The organism is Streptomyces sp. NPDC048623 (assembly GCF_040650755.1).
Classification (GTDB): domain Bacteria; phylum Actinomycetota; class Actinomycetes; order Streptomycetales; family Streptomycetaceae; genus Streptomyces.
In genome coordinates, this window is sequence record NZ_JBEZHV010000012.1 from 215,414 (window position 1) to 232,215 (window position 16,802).

Annotated in this window: 17 protein-coding genes and 1 riboswitch; of the genes, 8 read left to right on the forward strand and 9 right to left on the reverse strand. The window is 71.7% G+C overall.

Annotated elements, in window-relative coordinates:
- Positions 1 to 8 precede the first annotated feature (8 nt).
- From AB0C73_RS19715 to AB0C73_RS19735, 5 genes are all read right to left on the reverse strand, one after another.
- Positions 9 to 875, reverse strand: a complete 867-nt coding sequence (locus AB0C73_RS19715) for a hypothetical protein (RefSeq protein ID WP_362531466.1) — start codon at positions 873 to 875, stop codon at positions 9 to 11.
- A gap of 51 nt (positions 876 to 926) precedes the next feature.
- Positions 927 to 1,844, reverse strand: a complete 918-nt coding sequence (gene metF, locus AB0C73_RS19720) for a methylenetetrahydrofolate reductase [NAD(P)H] (protein WP_362531469.1) — start codon at positions 1,842 to 1,844, stop codon at positions 927 to 929.
- 128 nt (positions 1,845 to 1,972) lie between these two features.
- The gene (gene thiE, locus AB0C73_RS19725; protein ID WP_362531471.1) at positions 1,973 to 2,623 is read right to left on the reverse strand and encodes a thiamine phosphate synthase; all 651 of its coding nucleotides are present in this window, start codon (positions 2,621 to 2,623) and stop codon (positions 1,973 to 1,975) included.
- Positions 2,624 to 2,776: 153 nt separating this feature from the next.
- The gene (locus AB0C73_RS19730) at positions 2,777 to 3,151 is read right to left on the reverse strand and encodes an Rv2175c family DNA-binding protein (protein ID WP_362531474.1); all 375 of its coding nucleotides are present in this window, start codon (positions 3,149 to 3,151) and stop codon (positions 2,777 to 2,779) included.
- A gap of 43 nt (positions 3,152 to 3,194) precedes the next feature.
- Positions 3,195 to 4,433: an FAD-dependent oxidoreductase gene (locus AB0C73_RS19735; protein ID WP_362531476.1), complete on the reverse strand. Its 1,239-nt coding sequence runs from the start codon at positions 4,431 to 4,433 to the stop codon at positions 3,195 to 3,197.
- Positions 4,434 to 4,545: 112 nt separating this feature from the next.
- A riboswitch (TPP riboswitch) is annotated at positions 4,546 to 4,658 on the forward strand.
- Here AB0C73_RS19735 and thiO point away from each other — a divergent pair.
- The 6 genes from thiO to AB0C73_RS19765 all read left to right on the forward strand — a co-directional run bounded on the left by thiO (position 4,656) and on the right by AB0C73_RS19765 (position 10,491).
- The gene (gene thiO, locus AB0C73_RS19740) at positions 4,656 to 5,837 is read left to right on the forward strand and encodes a glycine oxidase ThiO (protein WP_362531479.1); all 1,182 of its coding nucleotides are present in this window, start codon (positions 4,656 to 4,658) and stop codon (positions 5,835 to 5,837) included. Its footprint overlaps the riboswitch before it by 3 nt.
- The gene (thiS, locus tag AB0C73_RS19745; protein WP_362531482.1) at positions 5,834 to 6,058 is read left to right on the forward strand and encodes a sulfur carrier protein ThiS; all 225 of its coding nucleotides are present in this window, start codon (positions 5,834 to 5,836) and stop codon (positions 6,056 to 6,058) included. Before thiO ends, thiS begins: the two co-directional genes overlap by 4 nt.
- A gap of 5 nt (positions 6,059 to 6,063) precedes the next feature.
- Positions 6,064 to 6,858, forward strand: coding sequence for a thiazole synthase (locus AB0C73_RS19750; RefSeq protein ID WP_362531485.1), 795 nt, complete (start codon positions 6,064 to 6,066; stop codon positions 6,856 to 6,858).
- 125 nt (positions 6,859 to 6,983) lie between these two features.
- A complete protein-coding gene (gene pknB, locus AB0C73_RS19755) occupies positions 6,984 to 8,972 on the forward strand; it encodes a Stk1 family PASTA domain-containing Ser/Thr kinase (RefSeq protein ID WP_362531488.1) in 1,989 nt (662 codons plus the stop codon).
- A 6-nt stretch (positions 8,973 to 8,978) separates the two neighbouring features.
- Positions 8,979 to 9,860 carry a deoxyribonuclease IV gene (locus tag AB0C73_RS19760; RefSeq protein ID WP_362531490.1) on the forward strand — a complete coding sequence of 294 codons (882 nt, stop codon included), beginning with the start codon at positions 8,979 to 8,981 and terminating at the stop codon, positions 9,858 to 9,860.
- Between the two features lie 82 nt (positions 9,861 to 9,942).
- Entirely contained in the window at positions 9,943 to 10,491 is a 549-nt protein-coding gene (locus tag AB0C73_RS19765; protein ID WP_362531492.1) for a DUF4396 domain-containing protein, read from the forward strand.
- Positions 10,492 to 10,493: 2 nt separating this feature from the next.
- On the opposite strand, the gene AB0C73_RS19770 is transcribed toward AB0C73_RS19765, so the two are convergent.
- Entirely contained in the window at positions 10,494 to 11,144 is a 651-nt protein-coding gene (locus tag AB0C73_RS19770) for a sulfite oxidase-like oxidoreductase (protein WP_362531542.1), read from the reverse strand.
- A 180-nt stretch (positions 11,145 to 11,324) separates the two neighbouring features.
- Between AB0C73_RS19770 and bfr the strand changes: the two genes are divergently transcribed.
- Positions 11,325 to 11,801: a bacterioferritin gene (bfr, locus tag AB0C73_RS19775; RefSeq protein WP_362531494.1), complete on the forward strand. Its 477-nt coding sequence runs from the start codon at positions 11,325 to 11,327 to the stop codon at positions 11,799 to 11,801.
- Positions 11,802 to 11,820: 19 nt separating this feature from the next.
- On the opposite strand, the gene AB0C73_RS19780 is transcribed toward bfr, so the two are convergent.
- Both AB0C73_RS19780 and AB0C73_RS19785 read right to left on the reverse strand, forming a co-directional pair.
- Positions 11,821 to 12,129 (reverse strand): (2Fe-2S)-binding protein, encoded by a 309-nt coding sequence (locus tag AB0C73_RS19780; RefSeq protein ID WP_362531497.1) that lies wholly within the window; start codon positions 12,127 to 12,129, stop codon positions 11,821 to 11,823.
- Between the two features lie 137 nt (positions 12,130 to 12,266).
- Entirely contained in the window at positions 12,267 to 13,625 is a 1,359-nt protein-coding gene (locus tag AB0C73_RS19785) for a class II 3-deoxy-7-phosphoheptulonate synthase (RefSeq protein ID WP_362531499.1), read from the reverse strand.
- Positions 13,626 to 13,807: 182 nt separating this feature from the next.
- On the opposite strand from AB0C73_RS19785, the gene AB0C73_RS19790 reads away from it, so the two are divergent.
- Positions 13,808 to 16,639, forward strand: a complete 2,832-nt coding sequence (locus tag AB0C73_RS19790) for an N-acetylmuramoyl-L-alanine amidase (RefSeq protein ID WP_362531502.1) — start codon at positions 13,808 to 13,810, stop codon at positions 16,637 to 16,639.
- Here AB0C73_RS19790 and AB0C73_RS19795 read toward each other — a convergent pair.
- Positions 16,621 to 16,802: hypothetical protein (locus AB0C73_RS19795; protein ID WP_362531505.1), on the reverse strand; the 182-nt coding region annotated here is incomplete at its 5' end. The genes AB0C73_RS19790 and AB0C73_RS19795 overlap by 19 nt on opposite strands.

The window sequence follows — 16,802 nt, forward strand, 5'->3', positions numbered from 1 at the left end:
CGCCGGGCTCAGCGGTACTGCTGGTAGTCCCCGCCGTTGCCGTAGTAGCCCTGCTGGTCCTCGTACTGCTGCCCCTGCTCGGTGTCCCGCTGCTGCGGGACCCAGACGCCGCCGGGCGGGGTGTCGTAGGTGTAGGAGGGGGCGTACGGGTCGGCGTAGGGCTGCTGCTGGTCGTAGCCGCCGTACTGCTGGCCGGCGTCGGCGTACTGCTGGCCGATGTACGGGTCGGAGTAGGCGGCGTACTGCTGCTGGCCGCCGGTGCCGTAGTCGTAGGCGGGCTGCTGCTGGTCGTAGCCGGTGGCGTACGGGTCCGCGTACGCGTCCGTGTACGAGGCGGCGTACGGCTGCTGCTGGTCGTAGGAGGTGCCGTAGACGGCGTACTGGCCGGTGTCCTCGGGCATCGGCTGGGGCTCGTACACGGAGGTGGCGGCGTCGGCGGCCGCGTGCTCGTGCTGCTCGCCGGCGGGATCGCCGTAGCCCCGCTCGTACCCGTCGCCCTCGCCGTCTCCGTACCCGTCGCCCTCTGCGTACCCCTCGTCGTAGCTGAGGTCGGTGACCTCCAGGGTGGGTCCGGCCTTGGTGTCCGCCCGGCCGGACTTGCGGCGGCGGCTCTCGCCGGGGCTGCCGCCGAGGGCCCAGCCGGTGGAGAAGCCGCGGCGGAAGGAGAGGGTCACATAGGTCTGGCCGACGGCGAAGACGACCGCGCCGATGACGATGATGACCGTCGAGGGGACCAGGACGCCGACCACGACGCCGAGGAAGCCGGCGAAGGCGAGCAGCCGCCAGCGCAGCCTCGCCTTGTACTGCAGCAGCACCTCACCCAGGAGCCACAGCGCCACGACCCCGAACGCGATGTAGAGGACCGTCCACCCCATGCCCGCCCCTCTCCTACGGCCTCCGCCGCGGGTCGGGGCGGGTGTGGCCGGTCACGACTGCTGGTGCAGTCCGAGATTCTCGTAGATCTCGAGCGTAGCCCTGGAGTTGTTCAGCGTGATGAAGTGCAGCCCGGGGACACCCTCGGACAGCAGCCGCGCGCAGAACTCCGTCGCGAACTCGATGCCCAAGGAGCGTACAGCGGCCGGATCGTCCTTGACGGCGAGGATGCGCTCTTTCACATGCGCCGGGAAGGCGGCGTTGCTCAGGGTGGGCAGCCGTTCCAGCGTCTTCACACTGATCACGGGCATGACCTCGGGGATGATCGGGGTCTCGCAGCCGGCCTTCTGCACGCTGTCGCGCAGCCGCAGATAGGCCTCCGGGTCGAAGAACATCTGGGTGATCGCGTAGTCGGCGCCGGCCCGGCACTTGTCGACGAAGTGGCGGACGTCGGTGTCCCAGTCCTCGGAGCGCGGGTGCATCTCGGGGAAGGCGGCGACGCCCACGCAGAAGTCGCCGGACTCCTTGATCAGCCGCACGAGGTCGGCGGCGTACCGCACGCCCTCGGGGTGGGCGACCCACTCGCCGAGCGGGTCGCCCGGCGGGTCGCCGCGCACGGCGAGCATGTTGCGGATGCCGACGTCGGCGTACTGGCCGAGGACGTTGCGCAGCTCGGCGATCGAGTGGTCGACGGCGGTGAGGTGGGCCACCGGGGTGAGGGTGGTGTCGGAGGCGATCTTCTGGGTGGCCTTGACGGTGCCGCCGCGGGTGGTGCCGCCGGCGCCGTAGGTCACGGAGACGAAGCTGGGGCCGACGGCTTCGATCCGCCGCATGGCGTTCCAGAGGCTCTGCTCGCTCTTCTCGGTCCGGGGCGCGAAGAACTCGAAGGAGTACGAGGTGTCACCGGACGCGAGGATCTCGCGCACGGTGCGTGCGTGGTCCGAGCGGACGGAAGCGGTACCAAGGGCCATACGGGCAGGTTAGACGGAGTCCAGAGAAGCGGTGAAGCGGTGTCCGCGTTGTGGACACCTTTCCGGACATCCGGCCGGGGCGTCCCGGCCCGGGTGTCCCGGCCCGCCCCTCCCCGGATCCCGGTGGCTCAGCCGAGGCGCTCGCGGACCCGCTTGGCGAGGGCGGCCGCGGCGGCGGCCGGGTCGTCGGCCTCGGTGATCGCGCGGACCACGACGATCCGGCGGGCGCCGGCGTCCAGGACCTCGTCCAGGTTGGTCTCGTCGATGCCGCCGATGGCGAACCAGGGGCGGTCCTGGGCGAGGCCCGCCGCGTACCGCACGAGGCCGAGGCCCGGGGCGTACCGGCCGGGCTTGGTGGGGGTGGGCCAGCAGGGGCCGGTGCAGAAGTAGTCCACGCCGGGCTCGGCGGCGGCCGCGGCGGCCTCCTCCTCGGCGTGGCAGGAGCGGCCGATCAGCACCTCGTCGCCGAGGATCGCGCGGGCGGCCGGCACCGGCAGGTCACCCTGGCCGAGATGCAGCACATCGGAGGCGATCGCATGAGCGACGTCGGCCCGGTCGTTGACGGCGAGGAGCTTGCCGTGCTGGCGGCAGGCCTCCGCGAAGACGGCGAGGTGCTCCAGCTCCTCGCCGGCCTCCATGCCCTTGTCGCGGAGCTGCACGATGTCGACCCCGGAGGAGAGCACGGCGTCGAGGAAGGCGGGCAGGTCGCCCTGGCGCTTCCGGGCGTCGGTGCACAGGTAGAGGCGGGCGTCGGCGAGCCGGGCGCGAGGCGTGGACATGTGGTTCCCCCCGTCGGGTGGTGCCGGTGCCGGGCCGGCCGGCCGCTCGGGGGACGGCCGGCCCGGCACCGCTGGTGGTGTCTGCGGTGCGTGCGGAGCGCTGTGTGCGGGTCAGACCCTGCCGGTCAGACCCTGCGGGTCAGAACCCGCCGGTCAGACCGCGAGCGCCTGGGCGCGGCGCTTCACCTCCGTGCCGCGATTCTCGCTCAGCGCCTGCGCCGGGGTGCCGGGCAGGCTCGGGTCCGGAGTGAAGAGCCACTCCAGCATCTCCTCGTCGGTGAAGCCGTCGTCCCGGAGCAGCGTCAGGGTGCCGACGAGGCCCTTGACGACCTTGTCGCCCTGGATGAAGGCGGCCGGCACCTGGAGGATCTTCTCACCGGGGCGCACTTCGCGGCGGACGGCGATGAGCTGGCCCTCCTTCACCAACTGCCGCACGCGCGTCACCTCGACGTCGAGCATCTCCGCGACGTCGGGGAGGAAGAGCCAGTCGGGGACGAGAGCATCGGTCTTTGCGTCAATCTCGGTCACGGGACAAGCGTGCCATCCCGGACTGACAGTCGGTAGTCGGGCCCTACCGGACTGCGGCCTTCAGAGGGACGGAGGGGTCCGCGGCCTTCGCCGGATCGACCGGAACGCGCTGCTCGATCAGCCTGCGGCCCTGGGCCAGATCGCGGGGGCGGCCGACGGCGAGCAGGGCGACCGGGGTCCCGTCGCGCAGCCACAGCACCGACCAGGCCGGCTCCGCCGGGTCGCCGCGCCACAGCAGGGTGTCGGCGGCGCCGTGGTGCCCGGCGTACTGGACGAAGCGCCCGAACTGCTCGGACCAGAAGTAGGGCACCGGGTCGTACGGCGCGGCCTCGCCGCCGGTGATGGCGGCGGCGACGGTGCGCGGGCCCTGGAGGGCGTTGTCCCAGTGGTGCACGAGAAGCCGCTCGCCGTAGCGGGCGGAGGGGAAGGAGGCGCAGTCGCCGACCGCGTACACGTCGGGCAGCGAGGTGCGCAGCCGGTCGTCGGCGGTCAGCGCGCCGCTCGGGTCGAGGGCGGCGCCGGAGCCGGCCAGCCAGTCGGTGGCGGGGCGGGCGCCGATGCCGATGACGACGGCGTCGGCGGGAAGGGCGGTGGTGGTGCCGTCGGGTCCGTCGAGGACGACCCGGCCCTCCTCGATGCGCCGCACACGCGCGTGGAGCCGGAGTTCGGCGCCGTTCTCGGCGTACCAGGCGCTCATGGGGTCGGTGACCTCGGCGGGCAGCGCGCCGGCGAGGGGGCGGTCGGCGGCCTCGACGACGGTGACGGCGCAGCCGGCCTCGCGGGCGGCGGTGGCGAACTCGGCGCCGATCCAGCCGGCGCCGACGACGACGATGTCGTGGCGGCGTTCCAGGACGGGCTTGAGCCGTGCGGCGTCGTCGAGGGTGCGCAGCAGATGGACGCCGGGGACGCCTTCGGAGCCGGGCAGGGTGAGCGGGTGGGCGCCGGTGGCGACGACGAGGACGTCGTACGGCACGGGGCCGGTCTCGGTGTCCACCTGGTGGTCGGCGGGGCGCAGCCCGGTGACCTCGACGCCGAGCCGGAGGTCGATGCCGAGGGCGGCGAAGTCGACGTCGAAGGCGGAGTCCTCGGCCTTGCCGAGCAGCACGGCCTTGGACAACGGCGGCCGGTCGTAGGGCTGGTGGGGTTCGGCGCCGATGAGGGTGACGGGGCCGGTGAAACCCTGTTCGCGCAGGGCGACGGCGGTCTGGACGCCCGCCATTCCGGCGCCCACGATCACGACGTGCCGCCCGGCCGGCTGCGGTTCCTGCTTCTGCTCGCTCACCCGTCCACCCTACGCACCTGACGGACCATCAGGAAGCGGGGGGCGGGGCCAGGGCCGGGGCAAGGGCCGGGTGGCCCTGTGGACCGGGCGGGGGCACGGGCTAGGGTGGCCCCTGAGCACTCGCGGGAGCCCGGACGGACCGGGCTGAGAGGGAGGCTGGCCGGCCTCCGACCGTACGAACCTGATCCGGGTCATGCCGGCGAAGGGAGGGGCTGGACGCCCATGTCGCATACATCCGACACGTCCGGTACATCCGGAACGTTCGACGTCCTCGTCATCGGGGGCGGAGTCATCGGCCTGGTCACGGCCTGGCGGGCGGCGCAGCGCGGGCTGCGGGTCGCCGTGGCCGACCCCGAACCGGGCGGCGGGGCCGCCCGGGTGGCGGCGGGCATGCTCGCCGCGGTCTCCGAACTCCACTACGGCGAGGAGACCCTGCTGGGCCTCAACCTCGCCTCGGCCCGCCGCTATCCCGGCTTCGTCGCCGAACTCACCGAGGCCACCGGCCACGACGTCGGCTACCGCGCCTGCGGCACCCTCGCGGTCGCGCTCGACGCCGACGACCGGGCCCATCTGCGCGAGCTGCACGCCCTGCAGACCCGCTGCGGACTCGCCTCCGAGTGGCTGAGCGGGCGCGACTGCCGCCGTCTTGAGCCCATGCTGGCGCCTGGCGTACGGGGCGGGCTGCGGGTGGACGGCGACCACCAGGTCGACCCGCGCCGGCTCGCCGACGCGCTGGTCCTGGCCTGCGAGCGGGCCGGGGTGGTCTTCCACCGCGCGCTCGCCGAGCGGCTCACGGTGGTACGGGACCGGGCGCGCGGCGCGGTCCTCGCGGGAGGCACCGAGCTGACCGCCGACCAGGTCGTGCTCGCCGCGGGCAGCATGAGCGGCCGGCTCGACGGCGTACCGGAGGAGGTGCTGCCGCCGGTGCGGCCCGTGAAGGGCCAGGTCCTGCGGCTGCGGGTGCCGCCCGCGTACGCGCCGTTCCTGTCCCGCACCGTCCGCGCGATGGTCCGCGGCAGCCAGGTCTACCTGGTCCCGCGCGAGAACGGCGAGCTGGTCGTCGGCGCCACCAGCGAGGAGCTCGGCTGGGACACCACCGTCACCGCCGGCGGGGTGTACGAGCTGCTGCGCGACGCGCACGAGCTGGTCCCCGGCATCACCGAGCTGCCGCTCACCGAGACCATCGCCGGGCTGCGCCCCGGCTCCCCCGACAACGCGCCGCTGCTCGGCCCCAGCGCCCTGCCCGGGCTCCAGCTCGCCACCGGCCACTACCGCAACGGGGTCCTGCTCACCCCGGTCACCGGCGACGTCATGGCGGAGGCCCTGACCACCGGCGCGCTGCCGGACGAGGCCCGCGCCTTCACCGCCCGCCGCTTCTCCCCCGCACCCCTGGAGCACGTATGACCGCGCCCCTGTCCGTCACCGTGAACGTGCTCGTGAACGGGGAGGTCCGAGTCCTGGAGAGTCCGCTCTCCCTCGCCGCCCTCGTCGCCGGCCTCACCAGCGCGCACTCCGGGGTGGCCGCCGCCGTCAACGAGACCGTGGTGCCGCGCAGCCAGTGGGCCGCGACCCCGCTCGCCGACGGCGACCGGGTCGAGGTCCTGACCGCGGTGCAGGGGGGCTGAGCGCGATGTCCGACGACCTGTTCTCGCTCGGCGGGACCGAGTTCTCCTCCCGTCTGATCATGGGCACCGGCGGGGCTCCCAGCCTCGACGTGCTCGAACGCTCCCTGGTCGCCAGCGGCACGGAGCTCACCACCGTCGCCATGCGCCGTCTGGACCCGCAGGTGCAGGGCTCGGTGCTCTCCGTCCTCGACCGGCTCGGCATCCGGGTGCTGCCCAATACGGCGGGCTGCTTCACGGCCGGAGAGGCGGTGCTGACCGCGCGGCTCGCCCGTGAGGCGCTCGGCACGAACTGGATCAAGCTGGAGGTCATCGCCGACGAGCGGACCCTGCTGCCCGACGCGGTGGAGCTGCTCGACGCGGCGGAGACCCTGGTCGACGACGGCTTCGTGGTCCTGCCGTACACCAATGACGACCCGGTCCTCGCCCGGAAGCTGGAGGACGCGGGCTGCGCCGCGATCATGCCGCTCGGCTCGCCCATCGGGTCCGGCCTCGGCATCCGCAACCCGCACAACTTCCAGCTGATCACCGAGCGGGCCGGGGTGCCGGTGATCCTGGACGCGGGCGCCGGCACGGCCTCGGACGCGGCGCTGGCCATGGAGCTGGGCTGCTCGGCGGTGATGCTCGCCTCGGCGGTCACCCGCGCCCAGGAGCCGGTCCTGATGGCCGCCGCCATGCGGCACGCCGTCGAGGCGGGCCGGCTCGCGCACCGGGCGGGCCGCATCCCGCGCCGCCACTTCGCCGAGGCCTCCTCGCCGCAGGAGGGCCGCGCGCGGCTCGATCCGGAACGCCCCGCGTTCTGACACCCCCGTTCAGACGGTCCCCCTTCCGTACGGCTCCGTGTTCCGTACGGCTCCGACGTCACAGCTGCGCTGCAGTCGGGGTCGTACGGAAGGGGGACCAGGTCACGGCTCGTAGACTCGTGGCCGTGGACACGACCCTTCAGGACCCCCTCGTCGGGCGGCTGCTCGACGGCCGCTACCGCGTCGACGCGCGCATCGCCGTCGGCGGGATGGCCACGGTTTACCGGGCCGTCGACACCCGGCTGGACCGGGAGCTCGCGCTCAAGGTGATGCACCCCGGCCTCGCCACGGACGCCGCGTTCGTGGAGCGGTTCATGCGCGAGGCCAAGTCCGTCGCACGCCTCTCCCACCCCAATGTGGTCGGGGTCTTCGACCAGGGCGCGGACGGCGCGTACGTCTATCTCGCGATGGAGTACGTGGCCGGCTGCACCCTGCGCGACGTGCTGCGCGAGCGCGGGGCGCTCCAGCCGCGCGCGGCCCTCGACGTGCTCGAACCGGTGCTCGCCGCGCTCGGCGCCGCGCACCGTGCCGGGTTCGTGCACCGCGACATGAAGCCGGAGAACGTCCTGATAGGGGACGACGGCCGGGTGAAGGTCGCCGACTTCGGTCTGGTCCGCGCCGTGGGGACGGCCACCGACACCACCGGCGCCGTCCTCGGCACCGTGTCGTATCTCGCCCCCGAGCAGATCGAGCACGGCACCGCCGACACCCGCGCCGATGTGTACGCGTGCGGGGTCGTCCTGTACGAGATGCTGACCGGCGCCAAGCCGCACTCCGGGGACACCCCCGCGCAGGTGCTCTACCAGCACCTCAACACCGACGTGCCCGCTCCCTCGGCCGCCGTGCCGGGCCTCGCCGTGGAGCTGGACGAGCTGGTGGCGAGCGCCACCGCGCGCAACCCCGAGGTGCGCCCGTACGACGCGGTCGCGCTGCTCGCGCAGGTCCGCGAGGCGCGCGCCGGGCTCACCGAGGAGCAGCTCGACGCGGTGCCGCCGCAGGCCCGGCCGGCCGCCGAGATGGGCGGCCCGGAGGACCGCACCAGCGTGATCCCGCGGATCCGGCCGCTGCCGGTCGACCACATGCCCGTCGAGCGGATGCCCGAGGAGCAGGTGCCCGGCGAGCGCATGCCGGTCGAGCACACCAGCGTGCTCCCGGCCTCGGCGCCGGAGCCGACGCCGACGGCCCCGCCCGGGCGGGGCGGCCGGCCGGCCGCGCCGCCGCGCCGCCGGATGCGCGGTCCGCTGCTGGTCGTCGCCGCCGTCCTGCTCGCCCTCGGCATCGGGACCGGCGTCTGGTACATCAACTCGGGCCAGTTCACGCGCGTCCCCGCGGTCCTCGGCCAGACCGAGGCGCAGGCCACCAAGCGCCTGGCGGACGCGGGGCTCGACGTGGGCACGACCAAGCGCGATTTCAGCGACGTGTACGAGCGCGGCACGGTCATGGCCGTCGACCCGGGGCCCGGCGAGCGGATCCGCGGCAACGGCGCGGTGATCCTGACGCTGTCCCGCGGGCCCCGGGTCGTGAAGGTCCCGAACCTGAAGGGCACCCCGCTCGCCGACGCCAGGAAGGTGCTGGCCGAGGAGGGCCTGGCGCCGGGCCTGATCACGTACTCCTTCAGCGACGACGTCGCGCAGGGCGCGGTGATCGGCTCCGACCCCGAGCCGGGCACGGAGCGCAGCCCCGACTCGGCGATCGCCCTGGAGGTCAGCAAGGGCCGTCCGATCGACGTCCCGGACGTGCGGGGCGACGCGGTCGCGAGCGCCACGGCCGAGCTCCAGGAGGCCGGTCTGAAGGTCGTCGTCGCGCCGGAGCGGATCAACTCCCCCGAGGCGGCCGGCACGGTCGCCGCGCAGTCCCTCGCCGAGGGCAGCCGGGCCGCGAAGGGCGACACGATCACCCTGACCGTGTCCAAGGGGCCGCGGATGATCGAGGTCCCGGACGTCGTCGGCTCGACCGCCGACGAGGCGAAGGCGGAGCTGGAGGGCGCGGGCTTCGCGGTGAAGGTCGAGAAGGACTTCCCGTTCCTCGGTGACACCGTCGTGCGCCAGTCGGTCAAGGGCGGCGGCACGGCGGCCGAGGGCTCCACGATCACCGTCACGCTCAAGGGGCTGTAGGCCGCCATGACCGACTCGACCGATCTTGTACGCGGCCGTGACCGCAATCCCGTCGGCGGCCATGTGCCAGTGGCCGGCGGGCTCGCGAAGACCGGGCTCGGTTACGCGCGGGAGCTCGGCGCGGAGACGGTGCAGGTCTTCGTGGCGAACCCGCGCGGCTGGGCCACCCCGGCCGGCAACCCGGAGCAGGACGAGCGGTTCCGCGCCGCGTGCGCGGACGAGGGCCTGTCGGCCTGGGTGCACGCCCCATACCTGATCAACTTCGGCTCGCACACCGAGGCCACCGTCGAGAAGTCGGTGGACTCGCTGCGGCACTCGCTGCGCCGGGCCCGGGAGATCGGCGCCCGCGGCGTGGTGGTGCACACCGGCTCGGCGACCGGGGGCCGGCCGCGCGCCGAGGCACTGGCGCAGGTGCGGGAGCGGATGCTGCCGCTGCTCGACGAGCTGACGCACCCGGACGACCCGGATCTGCTCCTGGAGTCCACGGCCGGGCAGGGCTTCTCGCTGTGCTCGCGGACCTGGGACTTCGGCCCGTACTTCGACGCGCTCGACCGGCACCCCAAGCTGGGCGTGTGCCTGGACACCTGCCACATCTTCGCGGCGGGCCACGACCTGGCCGGCCCGCACGGCGCGGCGCAGACCCTCGACCTGCTGGTGGAGACGGTCGGCGAGGGACGCCTGAAGCTGATCCACGCCAACGACTCCAAGGACGTCGTCGGCGCGCACAAGGACCGGCACGCGAACATCGGGGCCGGCCACATCGGGCAGGAGGCCTTCCGGGCGCTGCTGCGGCATCCGGCCACGGAGGGCGTGCCGCTGGTCATCGAGACGCCGGGCGGTCCGCAGGGGCACAGGGCGGATGTGGAGCTGCTGAAGAAGCTGCGCTGAGAAAACCGCGTTGAGGAATACCCTAGGGGGGTATACGGTTCCTGGAGTACGGAGGAACTGGTACCCGAGCTTGGGGGCACCCATGCAGCACGACGCGCACGCCCAGCACCAGCACCAGCACCACGCTCAGCACGAAACCCACCAGCACCACGAGGGGCACGAGGGGCACCACGAGCACCACGCCCACGGGCACGGCAAGGTGTCCTGGTCGATGGCGGCCCAGGCCACCCTCCACTGCCTCACCGGGTGCGCCATCGGCGAGGTGCTCGGCATGATCCTCGGCACCGCGTTCGGCTGGGGCAACGTCCCGACGATGATCCTCGCGATCGTCCTGGCCTTCTTCTTCGGTTACGCGCTCACCCTGCGCGGCATCCTGAAGGCCGGCGTCGACTTCAAGACCGCGTTCAAGGTCGCGCTCGCCGCCGACACGCTGTCCATCGCGGTCATGGAGATCATCGACAACGCCGTCATCGCGCTCTGGCCGGGCGCCATGGACGCACACCTGTCGGACTCGCTCTTCTGGATCGTCCTGGCGATCTCGCTCGCGGTCGCGTTCGTGCTCACGACCCCGGTCAACAAGTGGATGATCGGCCGCGGCAAGGGCCACGCCGTCGTCCACCAGTACCACTGACGCTAGAGCTCAGGGCCGTCGCCCGGCTCCTCCTGGTACGAGTAGCGCTGCTCCGTCCACGGGTCACCGATGTTGTGGTACCCGCGCTCCTCCCAGAAGCCACGCCGGTCGGCGGCCATGTACTCCACGCCGCGGACCCACTTGGGCCCCTTCCACGCGTACAGGTGGGGCACCACGAGCCGCAGCGGGAAGCCATGCTCGGCGGTGAGCAGCTCGCCGTCCTTGTGGGTGGCGAAGATCGTGCGCTCCGAGGCGAAGTCGGAGAGCCGCATGTTGGCGCTGTAGCCGTACTCCGCCCAGACCATCACGTGCGTGACGTTCGGCGCGGGCGGGGCGAGCTCCAGGAGCGTACGGGCGAGCACCCCGCCCCACTCGGCGCCGATCATGCTGAACTTGGTCACGCAGTGCAGATCGGCCACGACGGTGGCGAAGGGCAGCGCCGAGAACTCCTCGTGGTTCCAGCAGCGCTTGTCACCGTCGGCGGTCGCCCCGAAGACCCGGAACTCCCAGCGCTCCGGCTTGAAGCGCGGCACGGGTCCGTAGTGGGTCACCGGCCAGCCGCGCTGGAGGCGCTGGCCCGGCGGAAGCTCCGACGACACCGCCACTCCTGATTCCCGGCGTGCTCCGCCCTCCGCCTGACCCATGTTCTCCATGGTGACAGACCGCGAGGGGTGGTCATGACCAGCCATGCCCCGACATCATGGTGATATTCAGACCTTTGAGACAACTGTCGGTAAGCCTGCACTTACTGGACGCCACCCGGGTGCGCTGGAAGGATGCGGGCCATCCTGCCCAGTGGCGGCACCGACATGCGTTGGAAGGATCCTGAAGCGATGCAGGGCGACCCCGAGGTCCTCGAGTTCCTCAACGAGCAGCTGACCGGCGAGCTGACCGCGATCAACCAGTACTGGCTGCACTACCGCATCCAGGACAACAAGGGCTGGACGAAGCTCGCGAAGCACACGCGCGAGGAGTCCGTCGAGGAGATGAAGCACGCGGACACGCTCACCGAGCGCATCCTCATGCTGGACGGCCTGCCCAACTACCAGCGGCTCTTCCACGTCCGGGTGGGCCAGACGGTCAAGGAGATGTTCGAGGCCGACCGCCAGATCGAGGTGGAGGCGATCGACCGGCTGCGGCGCGGGATCGAGGTCATGCGGGGCAAGGGCGATGTCACCTCGGCCAACATCTTCGAGGAGATCCTGGCGGACGAGGAGGAGCACATCGACTACATCGACACCCAGCTGGAGCTGATCGAGCAGCTGGGCGAGGCGCTGTACTGCTCGACGCTCATCGAGCAGCCGAGCTGAGACCCGGCCGGAGGGGAGGCTAGGCGGCTTCCGGCAGCCGGACGACCTCGGCGGTCTCCATGAGCGCGCCGGTCTCGACGATCTCGACGGCCCCGACGGTCTCGGTGACCTCCGCCGCCAGCGCCGGCCGGCCCTGGTCGACCAGTTCACGGCGGGGGCAGTTGCCGCGCCCGAGAATGGCCTGGATACGACGTACGCACGAGCCGCAGTCCGTGCCCGCCTTGCAGGCCGAGGCGACCTGGCGGGGCGTGCAGGCGCCGGCCTCCGCGTGCTCCTTGACCTGCTTCTCCGTAACTGCGAAGCATGAGCAGACGTACACGCGGTTCACCTCCCGCCGAGTGATCGATAAGGCTAACCTAACCTTACCTGGCGGACGGGGTGGCGGGAAAGGGCTTCCTACGACGATGGGGCGCGGATCACAAGGATCCGCGCCCCATCGTCGTAGGAATCTACGAACACATCCGCTTACTGGTCGCGGTACATCTCGGCCACGAGGAAGGCCAGGTCGAGCGACTGGCTGCGGTTGAGCCGCGGGTCGCAGGCCGTCTCGTAGCGCTGGTGCAGGTCGTCGACGAAGATCTCGTCGCCGCCGCCCACGCACTCGGTGACGTCGTCACCGGTGAGCTCCACGTGGATGCCGCCCGGGTGGGTGCCGAGCTCCTTGTGGACCTCGAAGAAGCCCTTGACCTCGTCGAGCACGTCGTCGAAGCGGCGGGTCTTGTGGCCGGAGGCCGCCTCGAAGGTGTTGCCGTGCATCGGGTCGGTCACCCAGGCGACCGTCGCGCCCGAGGCGGTGACCTTCTCGACCAGCTCGGGGAGCCTGTCCCGGACCTTGTCGGCGCCCATGCGGACGATGAAGGTCAGCCGGCCCGGCTCGCGGTCCGGGTCGAGGCGCTCGATGTAGGTCAGCGCCTCCTCCGGGGTGGTCGTCGGGCCCAGCTTGATGCCGATCGGGTTGGCGATCCGCGAGGCGAACTCGATGTGCGCGTGGTCCAGCTGGCGGGTGCGCTCACCGATCCAGACCATGTGGCCGGAGGTGTCGTACAGCTTGCCGGTGCGCGAGTCGGTACGGGTCAGCGCGCCCTCGTAGTCGAGCAGCAGCGCCTCGTGCGAGGAGTAGAACTCGACCGCCTTGAACTCGGCCGGGTCGGTGCCACAGGCCTTCATGAAGTTCAGCGCGTTGTCGATCTCGCGCGCCAGCTGCTCGTAGCGCTGGCCCGACGGGGAGGACTTCACGAAGTCCTGGTTCCAGGCGTGCACCTGGCGCAGGTCGGCGTAGCCACCCGTGGTGAAGGCGCGGACCAGGTTCAGCGTCGACGCGGAGGCGTGGTACATCCGCTTCAGGCGCTCGGGGTCCGGGATGCGGGCGGCCTCGGTGAAGTCGAAGCCGTTGACGGAGTCGCCCCGGTAGGTCGGGAGCGTCACGCCGTCACGGGTCTCGGTGGGCTTGGAGCGCGGCTTGGAGTACTGGCCCGCGATACGGCCGACCTTCACCACCGGCACGGAGGCCGCGTAGGTGAGGACGGCGCTCATCTGGAGCAGGGTCTTCAGCTTGGCGCGGATGTGGTCGGCGGACACGGCGTCGAAGGCCTCGGCGCAGTCGCCGCCCTGGAGCAGGAACGCCTCGCCACGGGCGACGGCTCCCATCCGGGCGCGCAGCTGGTCGCACTCGCCGGCGAAGACGAGCGGAGGATACGACTCGAGGTCCGCGATCACATCGCGCAGAGCCTCGGCATCGGGGTACTCGGGCTGCTGCGCCGCGGGAAGGTCTCGCCAGGTGTTGCCACCGGTTGCGGTGGTCTCAGCGTTCACGGTCACAACCACCACATTACGGGGTCCGGCGCCCGGTCCAGCGCAGCGACCAGTTACTGAGACGGTGACCGAAATGCCCGCCATGGCGTTACCCCGAGACGGAGGGGTGTAACCCTCCCGCGCCATTCGACGCTGAGCGAAGTGACGACGAAGTAACAACCCAGACGGCAGAGAAACAATCCACAGGGGTGGGCGTGACCCAGGGGCACCGCAGGGACCGAAAGAAAAGACGGCTGCTTTACGGCGCGGCGGCGGCCGTCGTCGCCACCGCGACCATAGGGACCATCGCCGTGGCAGCGCCCGGCGTTCTGGGCTCCTCGGACGACGCGAACAGCGGCGCGACCGTGTCGCTGCAGTCGCAGTTCGCGGCGGCGGCGGACGAGTTCGACGTGCCGCAGAGCGTGCTGATGGCGGTGTCCTACCGGGAGACGCGCTGGGAGTCCCACGACGGCGAGCCGAGCGTGACCGGCGCGTACAACGTGATGGGTCTGACGGACGTCGATGCCGAGGACATCGAGTCGGAGGCCGACGAGCACCGCCTCGAGCACATGAACCGGAGCGGCGACCCGAACGTCGAGAAGCACTTCGACGCGAAGAAGGCCCTGCGCACCACGCCGAAGGAGACCGTCGACACCGACGATCCGCGGCTGCACACCCTCGACAAGGCCGCCGAGCTGGCCGACACCTCCGCCGACTCCCTCAAGGACGACACCGGGGAGAGCATCCGCGCCGGCGCGGCGCTGCTCGCCGAGTACCAGAAGCAGGCGACCGGCAACCTGCCGGACGAGGCCGGCGCCTGGTACCCGGCCGTGGCACGCTACAGCCAGGCGCCGGACAAGAAGGGCGCCGACCTCTTCGCGAAGCGCGTCTTCGAGTCGATCAAGACGGGTGAGCGGGAGCTCACCACGGACGGCGAGCAGGTCGTCCTGCCCGCCGACCCCGCGGTCGAGCCCGTGAAGCCGTCGAACGTCCCGCTCGCCGCGACCTTCGCGTCGACGACCGTGACGGCCGACTGCCCCGTGGGACTGAACTGCAACTTCGTTCCGGCCGGTTTCCAGCGGAACAGCACGACCGACCCGTCGGACTACGGCAACTACAACGTCGCCAACCGCCCCGAGGGCGGCTACGACATCCGTTACATCGCCATCCACGACACCGAGGGCGGATACGACGGCTCGCTCGCCGTCTTCAAGAACCCGGCGTCGTACGCGAGCACGCACTACCTGATCCGTGCCTCGGACGGTCTGGTCACCCAGATGGTCGAGAACAAGAACGAGGCCTGGCACGCGGCCAACAAGACCCTCAACATGCACTCGATCGGCATCGAGCACGAGGGCTACGCCATCAAGGCCGGCGCCTGGTACACCGAGCCGCAGTACGAGTCCTCCGCCGCGCTCGTGAAGTACCTGGCGGCCAAGTACTCCATCCCGCTGGACCGCCAGCACATCATCGGCCACGACGAGATCCCCGGCGTGCTCGATGAGAAGGTCCGCGCCCAGCACTGGGACCCGGGCCCGTACTGGGACTGGAACCACTACATGTCCCTGCTCGGCAGGCCGACGGGCGTCGGCGGCGCGGGCGGGCTGCTCCAGGCGGGCCAGATCGTCCGCTACGTCCCGCCGTTCACGACGGACAACCAGCCGAAGCTGACGTACGGCGGCGCGGCGGTCGACCCGCGGCCGTCGAACTTCAACTACCTCTACACCTCGCCGTCGACGTCCGCGACGACGCTGACCGACGCGTACCTGGGAACCCAGACGTCCACCGACGGTCCCAACTGGGCGAACAAGCTGGTCGCGGGCGGCGAGTACGTGGTCGCGGAGAGCCAGTACGACTGGACGGCTATCTGGTACGGCGGCAAGAAGGCCTGGTTCTTCAACCCTGGTGGCCAGTGGACCGTCCCGGTCGCCGCGGGCACCAGGACGGCGGTGACGCCGAAGGCCGGACTGAGCTCCGTCCAGGTGTTCGGGCGCGCCTACCCCGAGGACGCCGCCTACACCGGGACGGACGTGCCGGTCCAGGAGCGCGGCCAGGAGTCGCTGACGAAGTACAGCCTGACCGCGGGCCAGAAGTACGTCCAGGGTGGCGCCGCCGTCACCGGTGACTACTACTACGGCGGCACGTTCGACGGAACGGGCCCCGGCTCACGCACCCTCGTCACGGGCACGACGAACCAGTTCGTCCCGATCCGGTTCAACCACCGTCTCGCGTGGGTGAAGGCGTCCGACGTGGACATCGTCCCCGCCGCCGCCCCCGTGTCCGGTGCCAACCGCTACAACCTCATCGCCCGGGACAGCTCCGGTGTCATCTGGCAGTACCAGGGCACCGGCGACGCCAACTGGCAGTTCCTGCGGCGCTACCGGATGGGCACGGGCTGGCAGGTCTACAACCTGGTCACGCCGACGACCGCGCTGCGTGCCGACGGCACCGGCGACGTGGTGGGCCGCGACAAGGACGGCGTGCTCTGGTACCACCAGGGCAGCGGCAACCCGAACGCCGCGTTCAAGGGGCGGCTCAAGGTCAGCACCGGCTGGGGCCGTTTCGACAAGATCGTCGGGGTCCGCGACCTCACCGGTGACGGCAAGGCGGACCTCCTCGTCCGCGAGCCGAGCGGCGCGCTGTACCTCTCCAAGGGGACCGGAGTCCCGACCGCGGCGTTCGAGACCCCCGTCCGCATCGGCAGCGGCTGGCACGTCTACACCGCCATCATCGGCGCCGGCGACCTCACCGGTGACGGCAAGGCCGACATCCTCGGCCGCGACAGCTCCGGCGTCCTGTGGATGCACCAGGGCACCGGCAACGCCGCCGCGCCGTACACCGCCCGGATCAAGGTCGGCACCGGCTGGAACATGCACAACATCATCCTCGGCCCGAGCGACCTGAACCGTGACGGAAAGGTCGACATCCTGGGCCGGGACACCACCGGCGTCATGTACCTGTACCTGGGCACGGGCAACGCCACGTCCCCGATCGGCACCCGCATCCGCGTGGGCCCGGGCTGGGGCGGCTACAACATGATCTTCTGATCCGTCCGGACCGGTCGCTCGTGTGAAGCCGATCGCGTGAACAGGGGCCCGTTCCGCACCGCGCCGAACGCCGCGACGCCGTCGAGCGGGCCATCGGCGACGTCGACCTCGCCTCCCTCGCCGATCGCCCAGCCCAGGAACGAGCCGAGGGCGATGCCGACCA

Coding starts and splice junctions, on each gene's coding strand:
- AB0C73_RS19770 (WP_362531542.1), bottom strand. CDS start 11,144: ATGGAGAACATGGGTCAGGCGGAGGGCGGAGCACGCCGGGAATCAGGA.
- metF (WP_362531469.1), bottom strand. CDS start 1,844: ATGGCCCTTGGTACCGCTTCCGTCCGCTCGGACCACGCACGCACCGTG.
- thiS (WP_362531482.1), top strand. CDS start 5,834: ATGACCGCGCCCCTGTCCGTCACCGTGAACGTGCTCGTGAACGGGGAG.
- thiO (WP_362531479.1), top strand. CDS start 4,656: ATGTCGCATACATCCGACACGTCCGGTACATCCGGAACGTTCGACGTC.
- AB0C73_RS19750 (WP_362531485.1), top strand. CDS start 6,064: ATGTCCGACGACCTGTTCTCGCTCGGCGGGACCGAGTTCTCCTCCCGT.
- bfr (WP_362531494.1), top strand. CDS start 11,325: ATGCAGGGCGACCCCGAGGTCCTCGAGTTCCTCAACGAGCAGCTGACC.
- AB0C73_RS19715 (WP_362531466.1), bottom strand. CDS start 875: ATGGGGTGGACGGTCCTCTACATCGCGTTCGGGGTCGTGGCGCTGTGG.
- AB0C73_RS19765 (WP_362531492.1), top strand. CDS start 9,943: ATGCAGCACGACGCGCACGCCCAGCACCAGCACCAGCACCACGCTCAG.
- AB0C73_RS19760 (WP_362531490.1), top strand. CDS start 8,979: ATGACCGACTCGACCGATCTTGTACGCGGCCGTGACCGCAATCCCGTC.
- thiE (WP_362531471.1), bottom strand. CDS start 2,623: ATGTCCACGCCTCGCGCCCGGCTCGCCGACGCCCGCCTCTACCTGTGC.